The organism is Tsukamurella serpentis (assembly GCF_054780975.1).
This window is the reverse complement of the sequence record NZ_BAAGVH010000008.1, coordinates 25,578-45,587: the sequence shown is the minus strand read 5'-3', so window position 1 is coordinate 45,587 and position 20,010 is coordinate 25,578. Positions and strand designations below refer to the sequence as shown.

Annotated in this window: 15 protein-coding genes; 8 read left to right on the top strand and 7 right to left on the bottom strand. The window is 69.8% G+C overall.

Annotated elements, in window-relative coordinates; all coding sequences use genetic code 11:
- The first annotated feature begins 18 nt into the window (after positions 1-18).
- Both ACYVHG_RS14750 and ACYVHG_RS14745 read left to right on the top strand, forming a co-directional pair.
- Positions 19-699 (top strand): TIGR00266 family protein, encoded by a 681-nt coding sequence (locus tag ACYVHG_RS14750; RefSeq protein ID WP_461168231.1) that lies wholly within the window; start codon positions 19-21, stop codon positions 697-699.
- Positions 700-798: 99 nt separating this feature from the next.
- Positions 799-2,559 (top strand): BCCT family transporter, encoded by a 1,761-nt coding sequence (locus tag ACYVHG_RS14745; RefSeq protein ID WP_461168230.1) that lies wholly within the window; start codon positions 799-801, stop codon positions 2,557-2,559.
- Positions 2,560-2,562: 3 nt separating this feature from the next.
- On the opposite strand, the gene ACYVHG_RS14740 is transcribed toward ACYVHG_RS14745, so the two are convergent.
- The 4 genes from ACYVHG_RS14740 to ACYVHG_RS14725 form a co-directional block, all read right to left on the bottom strand.
- Positions 2,563-3,147: a GNAT family N-acetyltransferase gene (locus ACYVHG_RS14740; RefSeq protein WP_461168229.1), complete on the bottom strand. Its 585-nt coding sequence runs from the start codon at positions 3,145-3,147 to the stop codon at positions 2,563-2,565.
- Between the two features lie 55 nt (positions 3,148-3,202).
- Entirely contained in the window at positions 3,203-6,457 is a 3,255-nt protein-coding gene (locus ACYVHG_RS14735) for an arabinosyltransferase domain-containing protein (protein ID WP_461168228.1), read from the bottom strand.
- Between the two features lie 8 nt (positions 6,458-6,465).
- Complete coding sequence (locus ACYVHG_RS14730; RefSeq protein WP_461168227.1) at positions 6,466-9,891, bottom strand: arabinosyltransferase domain-containing protein; 3,426 nt, start codon at positions 9,889-9,891, stop codon at positions 6,466-6,468.
- A 114-nt stretch (positions 9,892-10,005) separates the two neighbouring features.
- Positions 10,006-13,254 carry an arabinosyltransferase domain-containing protein gene (locus tag ACYVHG_RS14725; RefSeq protein ID WP_461168226.1) on the bottom strand — a complete coding sequence of 1,083 codons (3,249 nt, stop codon included), beginning with the start codon at positions 13,252-13,254 and terminating at the stop codon, positions 10,006-10,008.
- Positions 13,255-13,355: 101 nt separating this feature from the next.
- On the opposite strand from ACYVHG_RS14725, the gene ACYVHG_RS14720 reads away from it, so the two are divergent.
- The gene (locus ACYVHG_RS14720) at positions 13,356-13,781 is read left to right on the top strand and encodes an ImmA/IrrE family metallo-endopeptidase (RefSeq protein WP_461168225.1); all 426 of its coding nucleotides are present in this window, start codon (positions 13,356-13,358) and stop codon (positions 13,779-13,781) included.
- Positions 13,778-14,818 (top strand): hypothetical protein, encoded by a 1,041-nt coding sequence (locus ACYVHG_RS14715; RefSeq protein WP_461168224.1) that lies wholly within the window; start codon positions 13,778-13,780, stop codon positions 14,816-14,818. The genes ACYVHG_RS14720 and ACYVHG_RS14715 overlap by 4 nt, the downstream gene beginning before the upstream one ends.
- A gap of 32 nt (positions 14,819-14,850) precedes the next feature.
- Here ACYVHG_RS14715 and ACYVHG_RS14710 read toward each other — a convergent pair whose 3' ends face one another.
- The gene (locus ACYVHG_RS14710) at positions 14,851-15,255 is read right to left on the bottom strand and encodes a transcriptional regulator (RefSeq protein ID WP_461168223.1); all 405 of its coding nucleotides are present in this window, start codon (positions 15,253-15,255) and stop codon (positions 14,851-14,853) included.
- Between the two features lie 120 nt (positions 15,256-15,375).
- On the opposite strand from ACYVHG_RS14710, the gene ACYVHG_RS14705 reads away from it, so the two are divergent.
- Complete coding sequence (locus ACYVHG_RS14705) at positions 15,376-15,822, top strand: type II 3-dehydroquinate dehydratase (RefSeq protein WP_461168222.1); 447 nt, start codon at positions 15,376-15,378, stop codon at positions 15,820-15,822.
- 5 nt (positions 15,823-15,827) lie between these two features.
- On the opposite strand, the gene ACYVHG_RS14700 is transcribed toward ACYVHG_RS14705, so the two are convergent.
- Positions 15,828-16,403, bottom strand: a complete 576-nt coding sequence (locus tag ACYVHG_RS14700; RefSeq protein ID WP_461168221.1) for a TetR/AcrR family transcriptional regulator C-terminal domain-containing protein — start codon at positions 16,401-16,403, stop codon at positions 15,828-15,830.
- Positions 16,404-16,443: 40 nt separating this feature from the next.
- Here ACYVHG_RS14700 and ACYVHG_RS14695 point away from each other — a divergent pair, with 40 nt between their 5' ends.
- The 3 genes from ACYVHG_RS14695 to ACYVHG_RS14685 are packed head-to-tail and all read left to right on the top strand — an operon-like array spanning position 16,444 to position 18,282.
- The gene (locus ACYVHG_RS14695; protein ID WP_461168220.1) at positions 16,444-17,010 is read left to right on the top strand and encodes a biotin transporter BioY; all 567 of its coding nucleotides are present in this window, start codon (positions 16,444-16,446) and stop codon (positions 17,008-17,010) included.
- Entirely contained in the window at positions 17,007-17,699 is a 693-nt protein-coding gene (locus ACYVHG_RS14690; RefSeq protein ID WP_461168219.1) for an energy-coupling factor ABC transporter ATP-binding protein, read from the top strand. Before ACYVHG_RS14695 ends, ACYVHG_RS14690 begins: the two co-directional genes overlap by 4 nt.
- A gap of 7 nt (positions 17,700-17,706) precedes the next feature.
- On the top strand, positions 17,707-18,282 hold the full coding sequence (locus ACYVHG_RS14685) for a CbiQ family ECF transporter T component (protein ID WP_461168218.1): 576 nt from the start codon (positions 17,707-17,709) through the stop codon (positions 18,280-18,282).
- Here the strand turns inward: ACYVHG_RS14685 and ACYVHG_RS14680 are convergent.
- The gene (locus ACYVHG_RS14680; RefSeq protein WP_461168217.1) at positions 18,279-19,943 is read right to left on the bottom strand and encodes a TIGR03767 family metallophosphoesterase; all 1,665 of its coding nucleotides are present in this window, start codon (positions 19,941-19,943) and stop codon (positions 18,279-18,281) included. The two genes, ACYVHG_RS14685 and ACYVHG_RS14680, sit on opposite strands and share 4 nt — an antisense overlap.
- Between the last annotated feature and the right edge of the window lie 67 nt (positions 19,944-20,010).

Genomic DNA, 20,010 nt, shown 5'->3' with positions numbered 1-20,010 from the left:
TTCGGTTAGATTGGCGACATGCAGGTAGAGCTCCGTCACAATCCCTCGTTCTCGATGGCCCGATGCCAGCTCGCCCCCAACGAGCCCATGACCGTGGAGTCGGGCGCGATGGTCGCCCACTCCGCGGGCATGCAGGTGCAAGCGCAGGCTCAGGGCGGCCTCATGCAGGGGCTCAAGCGCAGCCTGCTCTCCGGCGAGTCGTTCTTCGTCACCACGTTCACCGCGCCGCCGGCCGGAGGCTGGCTGGACGTGGCCGGCACGCTTCCCGGTGATATCGCGGTACTGCAGATCATGCCGGATCGGCCGTACTACATCACCCGCGGCGGCTGGCTGGCCAGCTCGTACGGGATCCAGACCACCACTCAGTTCGGCGGTGCGAAAACGCTGTTCGGCGGAGAGGGCGCCTTCGGCCTGCAGGTGGCCGGGCAGGGTGAGGTCCTGGTGGCCTGTTACGGGGCGATCGACGTGGTCGATCTGCGCGCCGGGGAGCAGGTCGTGATCGACACCGGGCACGTGGTGGCCTACGACCTCGGGATGCGGTTCACCATGCGTCGCGCGGTCCAGGGCAAGTGGATCCAGTCGATGAAATCCGGTGAGGGCATGGTCTTCGAGTTCACCGGTCCGGGACGTGTGCTCCTGCAGACGCGCAATCCGCGCGGCCTGGAGAGCTGGGTGCGCTCAGTGGTCCCGTCCTCCTGACGGACCGCGAGGGAGAACACCTTGGTGAGCGGTGGTGCGGGCGGCATCGCTTCGTCCGAGATTTGACCGACGCCATGACTACTGTGATCTAGTGGGATCATGGCTACTGCAACTATTCAGGCGGAGAACCGCCGCTCGACCGACTGGGTCGTGTTCGGCGTGACGGGAGCCGCGGTCCTCGCCTTCGTGGTCTGGGGCTTCCTGGACTCGAACGGAATGAAGCGGACCACCTCGAACATCCTCAACTGGATCATCACCGATCTGGGATGGCTGTTCCTGATCTCGGCGAGCTTCTTCGTGCTGTTCGCGGCGTTCCTGGCGTTCTCCCGATTCGGCCGCATCCCGCTCGGCCGCGACGGCGAGAAGCCCGAATACCGCACCGTCTCCTGGATCGCGATGATGTTCAGCGCCGGTATGGGAATCGGCCTGATGTTCTTCGGCGCGGCCGAGCCGATCTACCACTTCGTGGGCGCTCCCCCCGGAACCAGCAGTCACGACGTCGCCGTCGCCATGGCGACCACCATGTTCCACTGGGGCTTCCACCCCTGGGCGATCTACGCCGTGGTGGGCCTGGCCATCGCCTACAGCACCTTCCGCTGCGGCCGGAGCCAGTTGATCAGCTCGGTCTTCGCGCCGGTCTTCAACCGCACCGGCGGGCACGGCGTCGGAGGCCGCGTCATCGACATCCTCGCCATCTTCGCCACACTGTTCGGCACCACCGCCTCGCTCGGACTCGGCGCCGCGCAGGTCGGCGCGGGCATCGAACGGTTGGGCTGGGCCGCAGACGGATCCAGCAAGCTGCTGCTGGTGGCCGTGATCGCACTGCTCACCCTGGCCTTCGTCGCCTCGGCCATCTCCGGGATCGCCAAGGGCATCCAGTGGCTCTCGAACATCAACATGGTGCTCGCACTGGTGCTCGCCCTGTTCGTCTTCGTGGTCGGCCCGACGGTGTTCATCCTGAACCTGCTGCCCACCTCGCTGGGCGCGTACGCCGCCGACTTCATGGACATGTCCGCACGCTCGGCCGCCAACGAGCCGGATGCCGGTGAATGGCTCGCGAGTTGGACCATCTTCTACTGGGCCTGGTGGGTCAGCTGGACCCCGTTCGTGGGCCTGTTCCTGGCCAAGATCTCCCGTGGCCGCACCATCCGTGAGTTCGTGATCGGCGTGATGGCCGTGCCGACCCTGGTGTCGCTGGTGTGGTTCGCCATCTTCGGTGGAACCGCGATCAATCAGGAGCAGGCCGGTAAGGCGGTCAGCAAGGCCGCGAACGAGGAGGTCCTGCTCTTCGACGTGCTCGGCAACCTCCCGTGGCCGATGATCACCGCCTTCCTGGTGGTGCTGCTGGTGGGCATCTTCTTCGTCTCCGGAGCGGATTCGGCGTCGATCGTGATGGGCACGCTCTCCCAGCGCGGCGCCGAGGAACCGAACCGGCTGATCACCATCTTCTGGGGTGTACTCACCGGAACCGTTGCCGCGCTGCTGCTGTGGGTCAGCGGCGACGACGCTCTGACCGGTATCAAGCAGATGGCGATCATCGCCGCGGCGCCCTTCCTGGTGGTGATGGTCGGGATGTGTGCCGCTCTGATGATGGACCTGTGGCACGATCCGCTGATCGTCGCCGAGCGCGCGCACCGCAAGCAACTCGGCGAACGCATGCGCTGGCACGCCAACACCCTCGCCGTGACCGACGAGCGCACCGACGTGCTGCCCTCGGACGACGTGCCGGTCTACTCCGACGGTGAGGTCCCCGCCGACCTGTACCACCCGGAGCACACCGCCGAGCTGGTCACCGTCGACGCCTACGACGCCGAGAACTCCGGGCCGATCGAGGTCGAGGAGGCCGAGCCCGCGAAGTAGTCGCTACCCGGCGGGCCGGAACATCGGAATCAACTCCGGCCCGCCGGGAAGCAGGATCGGAGCCAGCGGTTCGAAGCCGAACCGCCGGTACAGCGGCACATTGCGGGGATTGCTCGATTCCAGATAGGCCGGCCCGGTCAACCGCTCGATCCCGTGCTCGAGCAACGCCGAGCCGATGCCGCGGCCCGGAGTGGTCGCGCCCAGCGAGGACAGGTACCAGTGCGGCTCCGTGGGGCGTCGTTCGGCGACCGCGCGGGCGAACACCGCTCCGCGGCGCAGCCCCGTCGACACTCCGGCGGCGAGCACCGGGATCGCGGCGAGTCGGCGCAACACCGAGGGCGTGTAGCCCGGCGGATCCCAGTACGCGGCACCGGTCATCAGCGCACCGTCGAAGAGCACATCGGAGCAGCCCACCGCGCCGTGCGAGGCCAGGTAGGTACCCGCGAAGGTGAGCCGGTCGGTCAGCCGGACCGGCTGGATCCAGCGCAGCAGAGGGTCGTCCGCGAAGGCACGGGCCATCACCGAGAACGAGGGTCGCAGAGTCCGTGCGCTCAGCGGTTCGATCCGACGGTCCCCGGGCCCGGCCATGCGCCCAGACTACCTGCGCGGACGGGCCGTCGCAGTGTCCGATCGACGGTGCCGGTCAGTACGGCGCCGACCGCATCGGGCCGGGCGTGTACCAGCCGTTGCGCACGGTGCTACCGATCTGCACCTGCGCCGGCTGTGCCTTGGTCCACGGCGTGAACCGGGTGATCGTGCCCCAGTCCATCTCCCACTTGCCCACCAGGTAGCTCGGCACCACCTGCTCGTGGAACATCGCATCGGTCACGCCCAGCGGACCACCGGTCTTCCAGCCCTGCCAGGTGTTCGACGTCGACAGTGTGGCGCCGAAGTCCGGGGAGATCCGGTATTCGGGACGCTCGAAGACCCCGTTGACCGCGCGCATCTGGTGCTGGCACGGGAAGGCGAAGGCCACCATGAAGTCCAGCAGTACCGGGGTGTCCCGGCCGAAGACCTCCTGCGCGGTGCGCATGGTGGTCAACCGCGGCGGCGTGAACGCGATCGAATCCGGGGACGGCACCCGATCGTCGATCACCACGCGCACCGTGTCGGTGCCCGGCGGCAGATCCGCGGTGGGGAAGCGCAGGTTGCGCCAGTTGTTGTTGGCCCAGGCGTCGATCGGCACCATTCTGCCCAGCGCCCGCACCTGGCCGCCCGGCTCGCGTCTACCCGCCTCCAGGAACAGGGTGCGGCCATCGCGTTTGATGCCCTTGATCCCGGTGGCCGCCACCGGCCCGACGACCGACATCGTCACGAGCGGCGTGCGATCGGTGACCGTGCCGAGTGCGTACCAGTCGGTGGTGACGTTCGCCAGACCCGTCGCCCCGGCCGAGCCGAGCACCGGGGTGGTCTTCGGGTCCAACCCGAAGGGCAGCGGCACCCCGTCCTTCTTGAAATCGGGATTGCGCTTCCCGCCCACCGCTTCCGGCTGGTCGACGTTCGTGACGTCGGTGTTGTGAGCCGGGTTCGATCCGGTCGGCGACGCCCAGCCGGGCACACCGGTGGGGGTGAAACCGGTGGACCGGCCCGCCAGCGCCTGTTCCGGGGAGGGCACCGAACCGTCGGGCCTCGGCGCCGGCCGGAGCTGTCCGGCGTTCGCATCCTGCTCCAGCAGCACGTTGTTCGCCATCGAGCAGGTGTTTCCCTGCAGCGCATTGATGTTCGATGCGGCCCAGGAGAAGCTACCGCGCTGGGCGTAGGCGCCCTTGGCCACGGTCGAGACGTCGAAGAGGACCATCGCCATGGTCAGGATCGCCAGCGTGGGGACGGCCCGCGATCGTGCGCTGGTGGGTTCGGGGGCGTAGTCCCGCCGGTAGTGCAGCCACAGGCCGTAGAGCGCGGTGATCACCGAGGCCAGGAACAGCACCCACGAGAACTTCACCCCGAACAGCATCGGCGGCATGTTGTTCCACGGGATGCCGTAGGTGCCCACCCAGTAGTAGCCGTTGCGGGCGGCGAACGAGATCGCTGCGATGAACAGCGCCGCCGCCGCGAAGAACACCCGATTGCGCTTCGAGCGCATCATCGGTGCCATCGTCAAGGTGGCGGCGACCGCCGCGATACCGGCGGCGTAACCGGCGAACAGGCCCAGGTGGTGCGTCCACTTGGTGGGGGTGAAGGCCAGCAGCACGATGGTGGCGAAGAAGACCGCCATCAGCCGCCACACCGGACCCGAGGAGATCCCCGCCGGACGTTTGCGGCGCAGCATGAACACCAGCACCGTCAGCAGGCACAGGAAGGCGGTGAGCACACCGATGCGGCGCACCACCGAACCGTCCTCGGTCTCGAGCATCAGGTAGTAGTACCGGACCCCCTCCTCGTACCAGTTCAGCGTGGGACCGGTGACCCCCTTGACCGTGATCGCCTCCAGCAACGCCGCCGCCGTCGGCGTGTAGAAGGCGTAGAACAGGTACGCCATGCCCGAGGCCAGGATCGGCGCGAGCACCGGCAGTAGGCCGTCTCGGCGGCGCCGCTTGACGATCCGCGTGATGATCTGCCGCGAGGCCGCGAGCAGCGCCGCCACCGCGATCAGGCCACCCGGGGCGGCACCGACGCACAACGCCGCGCTGGGCACCGCGATCGCGACCGGGAGCAACCGGCCGGTGGCGATCGCCCGCTCCACCGACACCCAGGTCAGCAGCGAGAACAGCACCACCGCGGGCTCGGGCCGCAGACCGTTGTTCAGCGGCAGCCAGATCAGCAGGAAGCCGCCCGCACCGGCCCACAGGGCCGCCGGATTGTTACGCACCGCGCGACCGAGCCGCGGGATCATCTCCCGGGAGATCACCAGCCAGGTCAGCAGCCCCATCACCAGGCCGGGGATCCGCATCGCCGGCGCCGCGGTGGAGAACTGCGAGATCGCGGTGAACAGGTAGTCGTTCCAGCCCACCGGGTTCTCCGGCACACCGAAGCTGCGGAAGTAGTTGATCAGGTAACCGCTGTGCTCGGCCTGTGTGGCCATGGTGATCTGGTAGCCGTCGTCGGACGTGTTCGGCCCGATCAGCCACCAGATGCCGAGCACCGCGATCACCGTGAAGTCCACCGGCCGGGGCCGCAACCAGCCCGGCGGCATGATCCGCACGTGACCGCGCCCGTCCCGCAGGTCCAGGAAACCCAGCGCCACCAGCGACAGCACGGTCGCGGCGATACCCACCACGATGGCGATCAGCTTGATCGTCGACGGGGACGTGTTGAACCGGGTGTCCACCTGCGTCGAGACCTCGATACCGGTGGTCGGAACCGACTCCGGCAGGTCGGTGTAGAAGCCGGTGATCTGCGGCCGCAGATTCGGATCGTCGACGGTGATCGACAACTGGTTCGGCGTCTGCGAGTTCTCCGGCATCGACGTGAACTGCGCGGTGGTGCGTTCCGGGGTGGAGACGAACCTGATCGCGCAGCCAGCGCCGGCCCGGGCCACATCCGCGCGGTTGGCCGTCGCCAGCGCCACGTCACGGTCGGCGATGATCACGTTCTTGGCATCGGCACTGATGGTCAGGCCCTGCAGACCCGGACGGGGACCGTCGGCCGGCAGGGTCCGCAGCAGCGTTCCCCCGCCCGGCGGCAGCGCGTTCACTAGGGTGCACGGCAGTGCGACGTCGATCTGCACCGGTGCGTACGAGACCAGTGGGGCGTCGACGCCTGCCACCCGCCCGTTCTGCGGCCACTGCACCGATGCGGTGGTCTCCTTGACCGGCAGGAACGGCGTCAGGATGGCCAGGGTGAAGCCCAGCAGGCCGGCCACCGCGGCGACGATCCGCCACTTCCGGTAGCGCTGCTCGGGCGGCGTCCGGTCGAGGGCCGCCGTGGCGGTGGGCGGCGTCGAGTTCTCGCTCGTCATGGCAGTTCCTAGTTGGTCTTCACGGTCTGGTTCGTCAGTGCCCGCACCGGACCCTGACGCCACCAACCCGAACGTGTCGCGGTGCCCACCGTCAGGGAGGCCGCGGGGGCGTCGGCGGACAGGGGCGTGAACTTCTGCAGATCGCCCCAGTCGCGGGTGAGATCACCGGTCATGTACGTCGGCAGTGTCGTGGTGCTCAGCAGCGTCTCCGCCACCGTCAGCAGGCCACCGGCCTCACGGGCCTGCCAGGTCGACGACGTCGAGAGTGCGTCCTTGCGGGTGGGCAGGATGCGCCAGGCGGGCAGCTCGTAGGTGCCGTTGTGGATGCCCAGCGGGCGCTGGCAGGGGAACTGCTGGCCCACCAGCAGGTCCAGCAGCACCGGATCCTGCCCGCCGACCACGTCCTGCAGGGTCCGCAGGCGCGGCACCCGCGGCGGAGTCACCGCCACCCACTGCTGCGGGCCCAGGTTCGGATCGCGGACGTGGATGCGCACCACGTTCGCCGACGGAGGGATGGCCTCCATCGGGATGCGCAGGTTCCGCCACGGCTTGTTCGGGCCCGGATCGATCGGGTCGATCGCGCCCCGCGCGCCCAGCGAGCCGTCGGGACGCCGTTCGGCCCACTCCAGGGTCACCGGCTGCCCGTACTCCTTCTTGCCGGTGGGGCCGACCGAGGAGATCGCGCCGGCTGCGGAGAAGGCCACCAGTGGACGGTCCGCGGACCGCGCGGGCAGGGTGTACCAATCACTGAACAACTCCGCCGGTACCGCGTCCTGACCGTACGAGCCGACCACCGGGGTACGTGCCGGGTCCAGGCCGTAGGGCAGCGCCGCGGTGGAGCCGTTGATCGTCTTCGGGCCCTGCCCGCCGCCGGTCCCGGCGGTGGCCGCGGTGGAGGTGAACGGCGAGGTGATGGGCGATGCCATGTTGATCTGTCCGGGCGCCGAGCTGATCGCCAACGGCTTGAGTTCCCCGGGAACCCCGTCGGGCAGGAAACCGCGGGATTCAGGGCCGGTCAGTGCCTGCGCGGCGGGCCGGCCCTCGGCGGAGGTGAGGAGATCGGAACTCGGATCGGTCTCCACCAGCACCTTCTCCGCCATCCCACAGCTGTTCCCGCGGAGCGTGTTCAGATTGCCCTTGGCGACGGTGTACGTGGCCGGGTTGGAGACGAAGGCCTTGGCGAAGATCGCACCCTCGCCGAGAACCAGCATGCCCAGCACCACCACCAGCGGCAGCGAGGCCAGCTGCAACCGGCGCCGGCCCCGCCGGGCCCGGTCCTGTTCGGCCCGGGTGTGGGTGGCCAGTTCGGTGTCCTCGAGCGCGGAGTCGTCGATGCCCTCCTCGCCCACCAGGCCACCCTCACCGCGGCGGCGGAAATCGATCCGGAAGTGCTGCCACGCGGCGAGCGCCCCGGCGAGCCCGGCGAGCACCAGGAAGGCCTTGCTGAAGGTCAGGCCGGCGACCTCGGGTTGCCGGTCGAACCAGGGCACCCCCCACAGCATCGGCCAGGACCACAGGTTGAACCCGGCGAACGCCGCCGCCAGCGCGAAGAGCATGCCGCAGACGAAGAACGTGAAGTTGCGGACGGAGGTCCGGGCGGACTCGACCACCGCCACCGTCGTGACCGCCGCCAGCGCCGCCGCGAGCCCGGCGTACACCCCGAAGTGGATGGTCCACTTGGTCGGAGTGAGCGAGAGCAGGGCCGCGCCGATCAGGGCCGCGCCGATCAGCCGCCACACCGGACCCGGATCGATCCGCGGGATCCGGGTACTGCGCAGCATCACGAACAGCGCCACGAAGACGCACATGATGAACAGGTAGACCGGCACACGACGCACCAGCGAGCCGTCGGTTGTCTCCACCGTGAGGAAGAAGAACCGCAGGTACTCCTGGGTCCACGGCGCCGCAGGACCCACCTCGAGACGGATCCGGATCGCCTCGGCGACCGAGCCCAGGGACTGCTCCCGGAAGGCCACCGCCACGACCACTGCCGCCGACGCCATCACCGGCAGCACCAGCGCGAGCAGTCCGGCCTCCTTGCGTCGCGCCACCAGTACGCGCAGCACCGCCGCCGACGAGGCCAGCAGCAGCGCCACCGCGATCACACCCTGCGGTGCCAGGCCGAGCGTCAGCCCTGCGGCCAGCGCCGCGATCGCGGCCGGTAGCGCCCGGTGCGTGGCGACCGCCCGCTCCACGGCGGCCCAGGTCACGATGGTGCCGAGCACGATGATCGGCTCCGAGCGCAGGCCCGAGTTCAGCGGGAACCAGAACGCCAGCAGCATCGCGCCGGCCGTCCACGTCGCCACCGGGTAACGGCGGATGCCCGGCCCCAGCCGGGGCAGCAGCACTCGGCTCAGCAGCAGCCACACCACGATCCCGGCGAGCAGTGCCGGGATCCGCATCCACAGTGCGTTCGCGCTGATCGCGGCCCAGTGCGAGAGGAACGAGTAGTACCAGTCGAAGGGGGCCTCGGTGGCGCCGAAGAAGCGGTAGTAGTTCGCGGTGTACCCGGCCTCGGGCGCCACCTTCGCCATGGACAGGATGTAGCCGTCGTCGGAGCTGCCCGCGCCGAGGAAGGTCCACAGCACCAGGCCGCCGATCACCGCGCCGTCCACCGGGCGCGGCATCACGATTGCGCGCAGGCTCCGGTGCGGGGCGCGGCGGTGGTACCCGAAGGCGCGGTCCAGCAGCCACAGCGCGAACAGTGAAGCGAGCACACACAGCAGCCCGGCCCCGATCGCCAGCGTCTTGACCGGTGCCGGGGAGAGCTCGAAACGGGTGTCGATCTGTGCGTGCAGGCGCAGGCCCGGTCCGGCTGCGGTGGTCTGCTCCGTGGTCAGGGAGGTGAACACCCCACCCATCACCGGACGGTTCTCGGTCGCGATGGACCCGGCCACGTCGGTGCCCTCGAAACGCGCCGCGACCTCGGTGTTGTTCGACCACAGGCGCAATTGCGAGCAGGCCCGGACCCGGTCCAGCGGAGCCGACGCGATGACGGTGTTCCGGGAGGAGACGGTCACCGCCTGACCGGGACCGGGGGCTCCGACGGTGACACCGAGGCCCAGCTCACGAGCCTGGCCGGTACCGACCGGCAGGGTGGAGAGCACCGTCCCACCGGTGGAGGCGAGATCGGCGAAGACCGCGCAGGGCACCGTCGCCGTGAGATCCGCGGGGGACTGCGTGATCAGTGAGGCGGTCACGTCCGCGGTCTGCGCGCCGGGCCGCATCTGCGGCCAGTCGACCGACGCGGTGCTCTGTTGGACGGGCAGCAGCGGGGTCAGCAGGCACAGCAGCAGGCCGACCGCGCCGGTGAGGACGGCGACCAGGCGTGCGACCGCGGCACCGCGGGGCGCGGTCGCGGCGCGGGCTGGGGCCGCTGCGGGACGACGCTGCGGGCCGGGCTCCTGCTCGGAGCGGGACGTAGGCACGGACACGGATGCTCATGCTATTCCAGTGCCGGGTGAGAACCGACTCACAGCCCGGCTACCAGGGCGATCGTTCAGTTGATTCTCAGGCGGTCGGACTCTCGCCGGTCCCGGCTGCCGGTGTCAGTCGGTGCGGTCCTTGCGGATCGGGGCCTCCACATGGGTGCCCCAGACGGTGCGTTCGCCGATCGTCAGATCCGCGGCCTGGGCCGGTGTGTAGGGCACCAGTCGCATCACGTCGCCGAAGTCCTGGCCGAGGTCTCCGCGCAGGTACGCCGGGACCTTCTCCTGTTTGAGCAGCATTTGCGTCCACCCCAGCGGACCGCCGCCCAGCGTGCCCTGCCACTCGGTGGTCACCGGCGACAGGTTCTGGTCCGGGGTGATCCGCCAGCGCGGCACCTCCGCGACACCGTTGCGGTGGTTGAACGGACGCTGGCAGGGGAAGGCCAGCCCGGAGGTCCAGTCCAGCAGTACCGGGTCGGTCGAACCGACCAGTCGCTGTGCGGTCTCCAGTTGCGACATGCGCGGCGGGGTCACCGCCAGCCAGTGGTCGATCGCGAGGTCGTCGTCCACGGCGACGATCCGCACCGCGGTGGCCTCGTCGGGCAGGTCCGTCCGCGGCATCCGCAGGTTCCGCCAGGCCGGCTTGGGGCCGATGTCGATGAACGGTTGCTTGCCCGCGACCTTCGGCTGCCGGCCGGGGGTGATCGGGTCGGTGGCGTACTCCACGTACAGCTCGTCGTTGGTGAACCGGCCGGCCGCCGACATGGTCAGCAGGGAGCGGTCGTCGGCGCGGGCCGGCAGCGGGTACCACTGGGTGACGATCTTCGCCCGGCCCTGCGTCTCCTGGGAGTACGAGCCCAGCACGGGGGTACGCGCCGGATCGAGCCCGTACGGCAGCCGCATGTGCGAGCCGTTGATCCCGGGGGTGTCGTTGCGGCCGGAGGTGGTGTCCTGCGGCAACCGGGTCATCGCGTCCAGCGACGTCGAGGAGTCATCGGTGGCGGTACTGGTGGTGGCGTTGATGATGGTGGGCACACCGTCCGGGGTGACCCCGACGGTGCCCGGGCCGGCCAGCCCGTCGCGCGGGTCACCGGCCAGCGGGGTCAGCAGCCCGGAGGTGGGATCGGGTTCGGTGAGCACGAAATCGGCGAGATTGCACCCGTGGCCGGCGAAGGCCCGCAGATTGCCCTTGCCGATCGAGTACGAGGAGAACTGGGTGGCCGTCACCGTCGCCGCCATCGACCCGATGCACAGCAGAACCACCAGCCCGCAGGCCCAGGTGATTGGTGACTGCCGGGAGAAGGCCGCGCTGAACCGGCGGATCCGCGCGGGCATCGGCGCCGGCTCCGGTTCGTGGAAGTGCAACCAGCCGGCGAGCAGGACCGCGACCCCGGTCGCGACGAAGAACACCGTGCCCAGGGCGAGCACCGTCGACTCGCCCCACGGAACCCCGTAGTTACCGGCGTACCACCAGCCGTTGGGACCGCTGAACGCCAGTCCGAGCAGCAGCAGCAGCACCGCCGCCGACAGCGCCCGGTTGCGGGGGCTGCGCAGCGCGGTCGGGGCGATCGCGACCGCGGTGAGCGCGGCGAGTGCGCCGGCCAGCCCGGCGAAGGCGCCGAACTGGTGCGTCCATTTGGTGGGGGTGAACATCAGCAGCAGTAGGCCGCCCAGGGTGACCACCACCAGTCGGCGGCTCGGTCCGAGGCTGGTGCCGGGGATCCGGCCCTTGCGCAACAGCAGGGCGCCGGACAGGAGCAGGCAGCCGACGGTGACCAGCACCGCGAACCGGCGGGCCACGCCCCCGTCGGCGGTGAACGTGAACAGCGCCGAGTACCGGTCGATCTCGTTGTACCACTTCTTGGTGTCGACGACGGTGCCCACGTCCGACTGCATCAGGGTCTTGGCGACGAACGCCGACGCGGTGAGCTTGGAGAAGATGATCGGCACCAGCAGCACCCCGGCGGCCAGCACCGGGGCGAGCAGTGCGGTGGCCGTCAGCCGGAAACCGATCTCGCTGGTGCGCGCGCGGGCCAGGATGCGCCTGCCCACCGGGCGGACGCCGGCGAGCAGCGCGGCCAGCGTCATGATGCCGGTGGGCCCGGCCGCCACCGTCCAGCCGGCGATGATCGCGGCGGCCGCGAAGGGCAGGATCCGGCCGGTCGCGATGGCCCGTTCCACCGAGCACCAGGTGAGCAGGGCTCCGAGGGCGATCACCGGCTCGGGTCGCAGCCCGTTGTTGAAGGCGAACCAGTACAGCAGGAAGACACCGCCGGCGGCCCACAGGGCGAAGGTCGACCGGGCGGCGCGGCCGAGCCGCGGGACCACCTCCCGGCTGATGATCAGCCAGGTCGCGATACCGCAGATCAGTGCCGGCAGCCTCACCCACGGGCTGGCGGTGGACAGGTGGGAGAGCCAGGCGAAGGCCTGGTAGTACCAGCCGAACGGGGTCTCCGGGGCGCCGTACCAGCGGTAGTAGTTGGCCGTGTACCCGGCCTCCTCGGCGGTGCGGGCCATGGTCAGGATGTAGCCGTCGTCGGAGGTGTTGGCACCGATGAGGTGCCACGTCACCAGCAGTGCGATGACGGTGCTGTCCAGCTTCGTCGGGCGCCACCAGCCGGCCGGGAGCGCCCGGCGATGCCGTCGCCCGTCCGCTGCGGAATCGAGCCGGTGCAGCGTGATCAGGGAGATCAGGATCAGCAGCAGCGCCAGCGCGATCGTCACCCCGCGGGCGATCGTCGGCACCGTCGAGTAGCGGGTGTCGATCGCGGCGTGGAAGCGGATGCCGGTGCGATCGGTGACCGGTCCCTGCAGGTCGGTGAACACGCCCACGAGCTGCGGGCGGTAGTCGAAGCCGTTGTCCTTGCCGCCTTCGAGGGCGGAGCCGTCGGGGGCGGTGACGCCGGTGATCTGGGCCCGGACCCGGTCGGTGTCACCGGAGAAGGTGATCGCACCGCAGGCGGGGGCGGCGAGCACGGTGGCGTCCACTACCAGCAGGGGGGTGTTGCGGACCACGACCTCGAGCGTGCGGCGCTGATCCGGGCCGGCGTTGACGGCGATGTTCAGGCCGCGGCGGACGGTGTCCGCCGAGTCCTTCGGGCCGGTGGCGACCAGGGTCCCGGTGCCGCCGGGCAACTGCGCGAGTGCGGAACAGGGGACCGTGACCTCGATCCGGTCCGGCACGTACGAGACCAGCGGCGCCGCCACCGACTCGAGGGTTCCGCGCTGCGGCCAGTCCAGTGCGGCGGTGCTCTGCCGGACCGGCATGAACGGTGTCAGCAGCGCCAGCAGCACGCCGAGCAGACCCGTGACCGCGGCGGTACGGGCTGTTATGCGGGCGGCGCGGGCCGCGGCGGACGGTTCGTGCACCCCGCGAGTCTAAACGGCGGCACTTCCGGCGAATTGTGAAAACCGTCCCGCTGGACGGCTTGCTGTACACCGAGCCGTTCATCCGTCGTATCGTTTCACCCATGAGGGGAACCGATCGACCTACGCGCGCAGTGCGTGCCGTGGTGCGAGCGGTCACGCCACCCGGCGGATCGGGGCCGCGAACGGTCGCCGACGTCGTCGCGGCGTACTCCGCGCATCTCGGTCGCCGGATCGACGTCGAGCGCCGCCCGCTGGCTGTGGGCGTGTTCGGGATGTGGCTGCGTTCGGACAGTCGTGACCTGCTGATCGTCTCCACTGGTGTGGCCACTTTCGAGCAGACCCTGGCGCATGAACTCGGGCACATGGTGCTCGGTCACGAGCAGGGGTGCGCAGCCGATCCGGACAGTGGCCGGGCGGCCAAACGGGAGGAGGAGGCGGAGTCCTTCGCCACGTTGCTGGTGCGCCGGGTCAAGGCCGGGCACACGATTGCACGCGTCGACTCGGTGGTCGACGAACTACTCGGATGATCGCCTCGCTGGTCGCTCCGATCCTGTGGGGCGGAGCGCTGGAACGGCTCGGCCGGTGGCAGGCCAATCGGAACCCACCGGCCGGCGGGGCACTGCTGACCGCCGTCGCCCTGGCCGTCATGGTCACCCTGGACACGCCCGTGGTCACCGGCTTCCTGGTCCGGCTGGGATGGGACGAGGTGGAAGTGATCACGATGCAGCGGATCCTGCTGCTGGTGGCCTGCTTCGGTGCCCTCGTCTTCGCCTTCGCGCTCGACGGTGTGCTCACCAGCGCCAGGCTGGTGGTGGGGGCTGTCCCACTGCTCGTGGTGGGCGCGGTCATCTGGGGCATCGCGGTGGCCTCGCGGACCGGTACCGGGCCGGACGCCGAGGTACGGCTGGCGATCGAGACGGCGCTGGTCTACTCCTGCCTGGGCGTCACCGCGATGGTGGTCGCGGTGTCCGCGTGGCGGGTGTCCCGCCGCGCGCGGGTGCGCAGGCTGCAACTGCGGATCCTCACCGTGGGCGGGGTAATGCTGACGGTGGTCGCGGTCGCGAACGTGCTCGCCGGCGGATTCTTCCTGCAGCAGTTGCAGGTGGGGGTGTGGGTCCTGCGGCTGAACCGGCTGATGCTCGGCGCCGCGTTCGCCGGCTGGACCCTGGTGCTGATGGCCTCATGGCTGGGGTCGACGCTGGTGGCGGCGCACGAATGGCTCCGCTTCCGGGCCGCGTACGAGCAGGTCAAGGGACTCTTCCCGGATCTGGAGGCGACGGTGCGGCCCGGAGGCGGTTGGGTGGAGACGGCGGAGGCCCGCGCGGTGGTGGTCCTGGACGGATGGGCCATGCTGGCCCGTCCCGGTGAGGCACGGTTGACCGAGGGGTCGCCGGCCGACCGCGCGGCGGTGGTCGCGCAGTGGCTGGACCAGACGGCGCCCTACGGGGCGATCACTGCCGCCGATCTGGAGGCGCCGCCGGGTTGGCGGACCTCTCGATGGACCGCAGCGGTGACGAAAAGGGCCCAGCACGCCTCGTCCCCCCTGTTGGAACGGGTGCGCTGAGCCCCTCGGTGGTCGGCCGGTGGCCGGTAGGCCTACGAGGCCGAGCCGCTCCGGCCGTCGGCCTCTTCGAGTTCGGCGAGCAGGCCGGCGAGCGCGGCACGGCGGTCCGCCGAGAGCTTGGTTGAGCGACGGGCCATCTCGAGCATGCCCGACTCGCGGAGCTCACGGGTGAGCTCCAGATCGCCGAGCACCTCACGCTCGTAGAGCGGGTCCGAGAAGTACTCCGCACGGACCCCGAAGGTCTGCGCGATCGAGGCGACCATGTCGTACGCGGGGCGCGAGCTCCGGCCCGAGCGAAGTTGCGACAGGTAAGGAACGGACAGCTTGCCACCGTTCTCCTCGACCATCCTGCAGAACTCCGAGGAAGTGTAGGGCCCCCGATCCGCCGGGTGCACGACCTCGAAGAGTTGGTTCAGCTTGGCCGCGAACGTAGTCATCGGGGCCCTCCCTTCCAGATTGCGAATACACTGCAGATTACATGACCGGCACGGCTGATAGGCACGCCATGGCTAACTAACCCGGCTCCTTTGCCAGGTGGGCGGCTACGCTGTGAGTTTATGGGATCCCGCATTCTCGTGTTGAACGGTCCGAACTTGAACATGCTCGGAGTTCGGCAACCGGAAGTCTACGGAGACGGCTCGTACGCCGACGTCGTCGAGATCTGTACGCGGAGCGCCCGGAATCGCGGCGCCGAAGCGGAAGTTCGTCAGACTAACGATGAAGCCGAGATGTTGGTTTGGATTCACGGTCTCGCCCGGGAACGGGACTTCTCCGCGATCGTGATCAACCCGGCCGCGTGGACGCACACCTCGGTCGCACTGGCCGACGCCCTGGTGATTCCGGAGGTCCCCGTCGTGGAGGTGCACATCTCCAACGTGCACGCCCGGGAGGGCTTCCGGCAGCACTCCTACGTCTCGCCGATCGCCTCAGCGGTGATCGCCGGGTGCGGTCTGGCCGGCTACGGATACGCGGTGGACCGCGCGGTGGACCTCGCGCAGAGTTGAGCGCGTCAACCGGCCAGGCGGGCCCGGAGTCCGTCCACGATCAGTTCCACCCCGCCGGCGAAGGCGCGGGCGGTCGCCGTCGGGTCCACCTCACCGGCCACCGCACCCGCGCCGGCCATCGTCTCGCGGGTCTGCTCCTCGAAGGTGAAGCCGACCACGAAATGGGTCAGGGTGAGCGCCACCGCCCCGGCATCGGCCGGCGCCGCCCCCGCGGAGGCGGCGATATCGGCGATCTGCGCCTGCGGGTTGCCGGTGCCCAGCTGCGAGGCCAGTGACGCGGAGACCACCTCGGCACCGTCCCGGTGCCGGCGCAGTACCGTCCGCAGGGCGTGCGCGTACCCGGTGAGCTGCCGGTCCCACCGCATGCGCGACTTCGACGCTGCAGCGGCCAGGGACGGATCCGCGAGGATGGTGTCCGCGATCCCGGCCAGCAGCGACTGCTTGTTCGGGATGTGCCAGTACAGCGCGGCCGGCGCCACCCCCAGATCGGCGGCGACCCGACGCATCGTCAGATCCGGCAGGCCGGACCGGTCGAGCACCCCGATCGCAGAGGTCAGGACGTCCTGACGGTTGATGGCCACGGATTTGACTGTAGTGCAGCGCCCCGACCAGGCTTGAACCGTGTTCAACGCTGCCACCTACCGCGCGACGCCCCGCGACCTCGCGCTGATCGCCGTCTTCACCGCCCTCACCGCGGTGCTGGCGATGCCCACCGTAACGATCAGCGGCATCGCGCCGATCACCCTGCAGACCCTGGGGTTCATGCTGGCCGCATCGTTGCTGGGCTTCCCCTGGGGCGCCGCCTCGGTGGCGCTGTACGTGCTGCTCATCGTGATCGGACTGCCGATCGCCGCCGGTGGCCGCGGGGGCCTGGCGGTGCTCACCGGCCCCACCGGAGGCTTCCTCGTGGGCGGAGTCATCGGTGCACTGGTCACCGGGTGGCTGGTGGACACCTGGGGCCGGCGCAACGTGCTCGCGGTCGGTGCCGCGAACGTCATCGGGCTCATGGTGATCGTCTACGCCGTGGGCCTGCCGTGGCTCGGCTGGCGCACCGGCTCCGGTCTGTTCGCCAAGCTCACGCTGGGGGTGCAGTTCGTGCCCGGGGACCTGATCAAGGTCGTGATCACCGCACTGGTGGTGGTCACCGTGGTGCGCGCCTACCCGGCGATCGCGAAGAAACGGTCATGATCCGGCTCCGGGACGTCCACCACGGTTTCGACGGCCGCCCGGTGCTGCGCGGTATCACCGCTGATCTGACCGAGCGGCGGATCGGCATCATCGGCGCGAACGGCTCCGGCAAGTCGACCCTCGCACGCACCTTCAACGGCTTGGTGATCCCGGACCGGGGCACCGTCGAGACCCTCGGAATGGACGTGCGTGCCGAGCGCGCGCAGGTGCGGCGCCGGGTCGGGTTCATGTTCGCCGACGCCTCCGCGCAGATCGTGATGCCCACTCCCGCTGAGGACGTCGCGCTGTCGCTGCGTCCGCGGCGCGGCCGGCGCAGCCGGACCGGGGACGCCGAGATCGCCGGCCGGGTGACCCGGATCCTCGGCGAGTTCGGTCTGGGGGATCATCTCGACGCGCCCGCGCAATTGCTCAGCTCCGGCCAGAAACAGATGCTCGCGTTCGCATCGGTACTGGTCACAGAGCCGGAGGTACTGGTCTGTGATGAACCGACGACGCTGCTCGACCTGCGCAACGTGCTCAAGGTCCGGGACCGCCTGGCAGCACTGGAACAGCAGGTCATCCTGCTGACCCACCACCTGGAGATGCTGGAGGGTTTCGACCGCGTGCTGGTGATGGACGACGGTGCCGTGGTCCACGACGCGCCGCCGGACGACGCCGTGGCCTTCTACCGGGACCTCGCGGCGCGGTGATCGGCCGATGATCGGGCGGTACGTGGCGCGGGCCTCACCGGTGCACCGGGCGCCGGCCGCGATCAAGCTGGTCGCGATGCTGGTGCTGGTCACACTGCTCGCGGTGGTCCCCCGTCCGCTTCCGCTGGCGGTTGCCGCGAGTGCGGTCGCGCTGCTGTTCCCGGTGGCGCGGTTGGGTCCGGTGCACCTGTGGCGCGCGCTGCGGCCGGCTCTGGTGTTCGCCGCAGTGCTCGCCGCGTTCTACCTGATCAGCCGAGGTCCGGCCGACGGCGCCCACGCGGCGATCGGCCCGGTCGGACAGCTCGTGGTGGGCGTGCTGGCCGGAAACCTCCTGGTCTTCACCACCCGCGCCGGTGATCTGGCGGCGCTGGCCGGGCGGTTGCTGGGACCGCGGGTGGAGTTGCTGGTGGCGATCACCGTCCGGTCCGTTCCCACGGTGATCGACGTGGTCCGGCAGAGCCGGGAGGCGGCGTGGGCGCGTGGACAGCGGGCCTCCCCGGTACGGGTGCTGCCGACGGTGTTGGTGCGCCTGATCCGCGATGCGGATCTGCTCGGCGAGGCGCTGACCGCTCGGGGGCTCTAGCGCAGGGGGTGCGGCAGCAGCAGCTCGCAGTTGCGGTCGGCGGGTTTGCCGAGCAGGTCGTCGTCGCGGTGGATGTCGTTGTAGGACAGTTCGCGGTACAGGCTGGCGAGGCCGGCGGCGCTGAGGTCGGACGGGTTCGCGGTGGTGGGGCTGGCGGCCTCGATCAGCGGAGTGAACATGCTCAGCGTGCCGTCCCGGTTGTCGGTGATCTCGATGATCCGCGCCAGCTGGGGGAAGTCGATGTGGCTGGCGGTGTTGATCTCCCAGAAGCTCTGCTTGGGCGTGGCGCCGGTGTGCGCGATCATCTCGTTCTTGTGGGTGTGTCCGTTGACCCAGGCGATCACGTTCGGGTGGGCGGCCAGCGCGGCCACCACCGTGGCACCGTCGTACTGCTTCTCCCCGGGCTCGACGGGGTCGGGGAGCTTGGCGCCCATGGATTTCGAGGTGTGGTGGCTGAACACGACGGCGAGCTGATCCGGGTGCGCCTTGAGCTGCGCGACCATCCAGTCGAGTTGCTTCTGGCCGATCGAGCCCTGGGCCAGGCCCAGGTTGTTGGTGGTGTCGAGTGCGATGCCGATGACGCCGGGCGCCATCTGGAAGGTGTACCAGGTGGGGCCGTCCGGGCTGGAGAATCCGTGCCCCACGGGGCCGGGGCCGGTGACTGCGGGATCGAAGTGCCGGCGCACGAACTCGCGGGGGTTGAACGGTGTGCGCTGCGGGTCGACGGTGGCCGGAATCACCGGTCCGGACAGTTTGAGCCTGCTCAGCATGGGGCCGACCTGCGAGGGGTCGGTGGTCAGGGCGCGGGCGATCGCGAGTGCGGCGGGGTCGGTGTGCGGGATGTCGAACTTCACCGGCGAGAGGTAGAGCCAGTCCGCGATGCCGTGCGGCAGCGTGCCCTGCAGGCTCTCGTCGTGGTTGCCGACCACGGCGTACCACGGGACCCGGAGGCCGGGACTGGTGTGGGCGCTGATGGCCGCCCTCAGGAATCCTGGGATCTGCTGGAAGCCCTTGTCCTTGTACATGTCCCAGTACGGTGACTCGGGCTGCCAGTAGAGGGCGGCGCCGTGCGCCTGCAGGCCCTCGAAACGGTCCGGGGCGCCGGTGTTGGGCACGATGGTGCCGCCGGAGAGCACGGTCTGGAACCAGTTCAGCTCGGCGAGTTCGCGGTTGTCGGTGTTGTCACCGGTGGTGATGACGAAGTCGAAGGCGCGGCCGGTGATCGGCCCGCCGGGCAGCGAGTTGATCCGCTGCACCAGGGCGACGGCCCCCTGGGTGGTCAGGGTCTCCTGCGGGCGGTGCGCCGGTCCCTGGATCGGGTGGATGTACTCGAAGCGGGCGGGGCTCTGGGCGTCGACGATGTGCATGTCGGTGAGCTGGACGAAGGACGCGAGTGCCTGCCGGGTGGATTCGCGGGCGGATCCGGCGGTGGCGAGTTCCTGGCGCACGTACAGCGGCCAGGCGGCACCGTCGACCAGCGGCCGGTAGCCGCCGGCGCGGGCCTGGCCGGGTACACAGACTTTCTCCAGGGTGGTTCCGGCGATGCTGGCTGCGACGGCGGAGCCGGGAACGGCGCCGGCGGTGCGGGTGGTGGCCGCGCCGGCCGCGACTGCTGTGACAGCAGCCGCACCGGCGCGCAGGAAGTTCCGGCGCGTGGTCATGCGGGGAACGTTAAGGTGAACTAGTTACCAAAGGTCAACAATCACGTTAACAACATCTGTAACAGTA

Bases quoted from the DNA above. Each gene is read 5' to 3' on its own strand.
- ACYVHG_RS14710 (WP_461168223.1), bottom strand. From the start codon at position 15,255: ATGACTACGTTCGCGGCCAAGCTGAACCAACTCTTCGAGGTCGTGCAC.
- ACYVHG_RS14720 (WP_461168225.1), top strand. From the start codon at position 13,356: ATGAGGGGAACCGATCGACCTACGCGCGCAGTGCGTGCCGTGGTGCGA.
- ACYVHG_RS14685 (WP_461168218.1), top strand. From the start codon at position 17,707: ATGATCGGGCGGTACGTGGCGCGGGCCTCACCGGTGCACCGGGCGCCG.
- ACYVHG_RS14735 (WP_461168228.1), bottom strand. From the start codon at position 6,457: ATGACGAGCGAGAACTCGACGCCGCCCACCGCCACGGCGGCCCTCGAC.
- ACYVHG_RS14690 (WP_461168219.1), top strand. From the start codon at position 17,007: ATGATCCGGCTCCGGGACGTCCACCACGGTTTCGACGGCCGCCCGGTG.
- ACYVHG_RS14715 (WP_461168224.1), top strand. From the start codon at position 13,778: ATGATCGCCTCGCTGGTCGCTCCGATCCTGTGGGGCGGAGCGCTGGAA.
- ACYVHG_RS14740 (WP_461168229.1), bottom strand. From the start codon at position 3,147: ATGGCCGGGCCCGGGGACCGTCGGATCGAACCGCTGAGCGCACGGACT.
- ACYVHG_RS14745 (WP_461168230.1), top strand. From the start codon at position 799: ATGGCTACTGCAACTATTCAGGCGGAGAACCGCCGCTCGACCGACTGG.
- ACYVHG_RS14750 (WP_461168231.1), top strand. From the start codon at position 19: ATGCAGGTAGAGCTCCGTCACAATCCCTCGTTCTCGATGGCCCGATGC.
- ACYVHG_RS14680 (WP_461168217.1), bottom strand. From the start codon at position 19,943: ATGACCACGCGCCGGAACTTCCTGCGCGCCGGTGCGGCTGCTGTCACA.
- ACYVHG_RS14705 (WP_461168222.1), top strand. From the start codon at position 15,376: ATGGGATCCCGCATTCTCGTGTTGAACGGTCCGAACTTGAACATGCTC.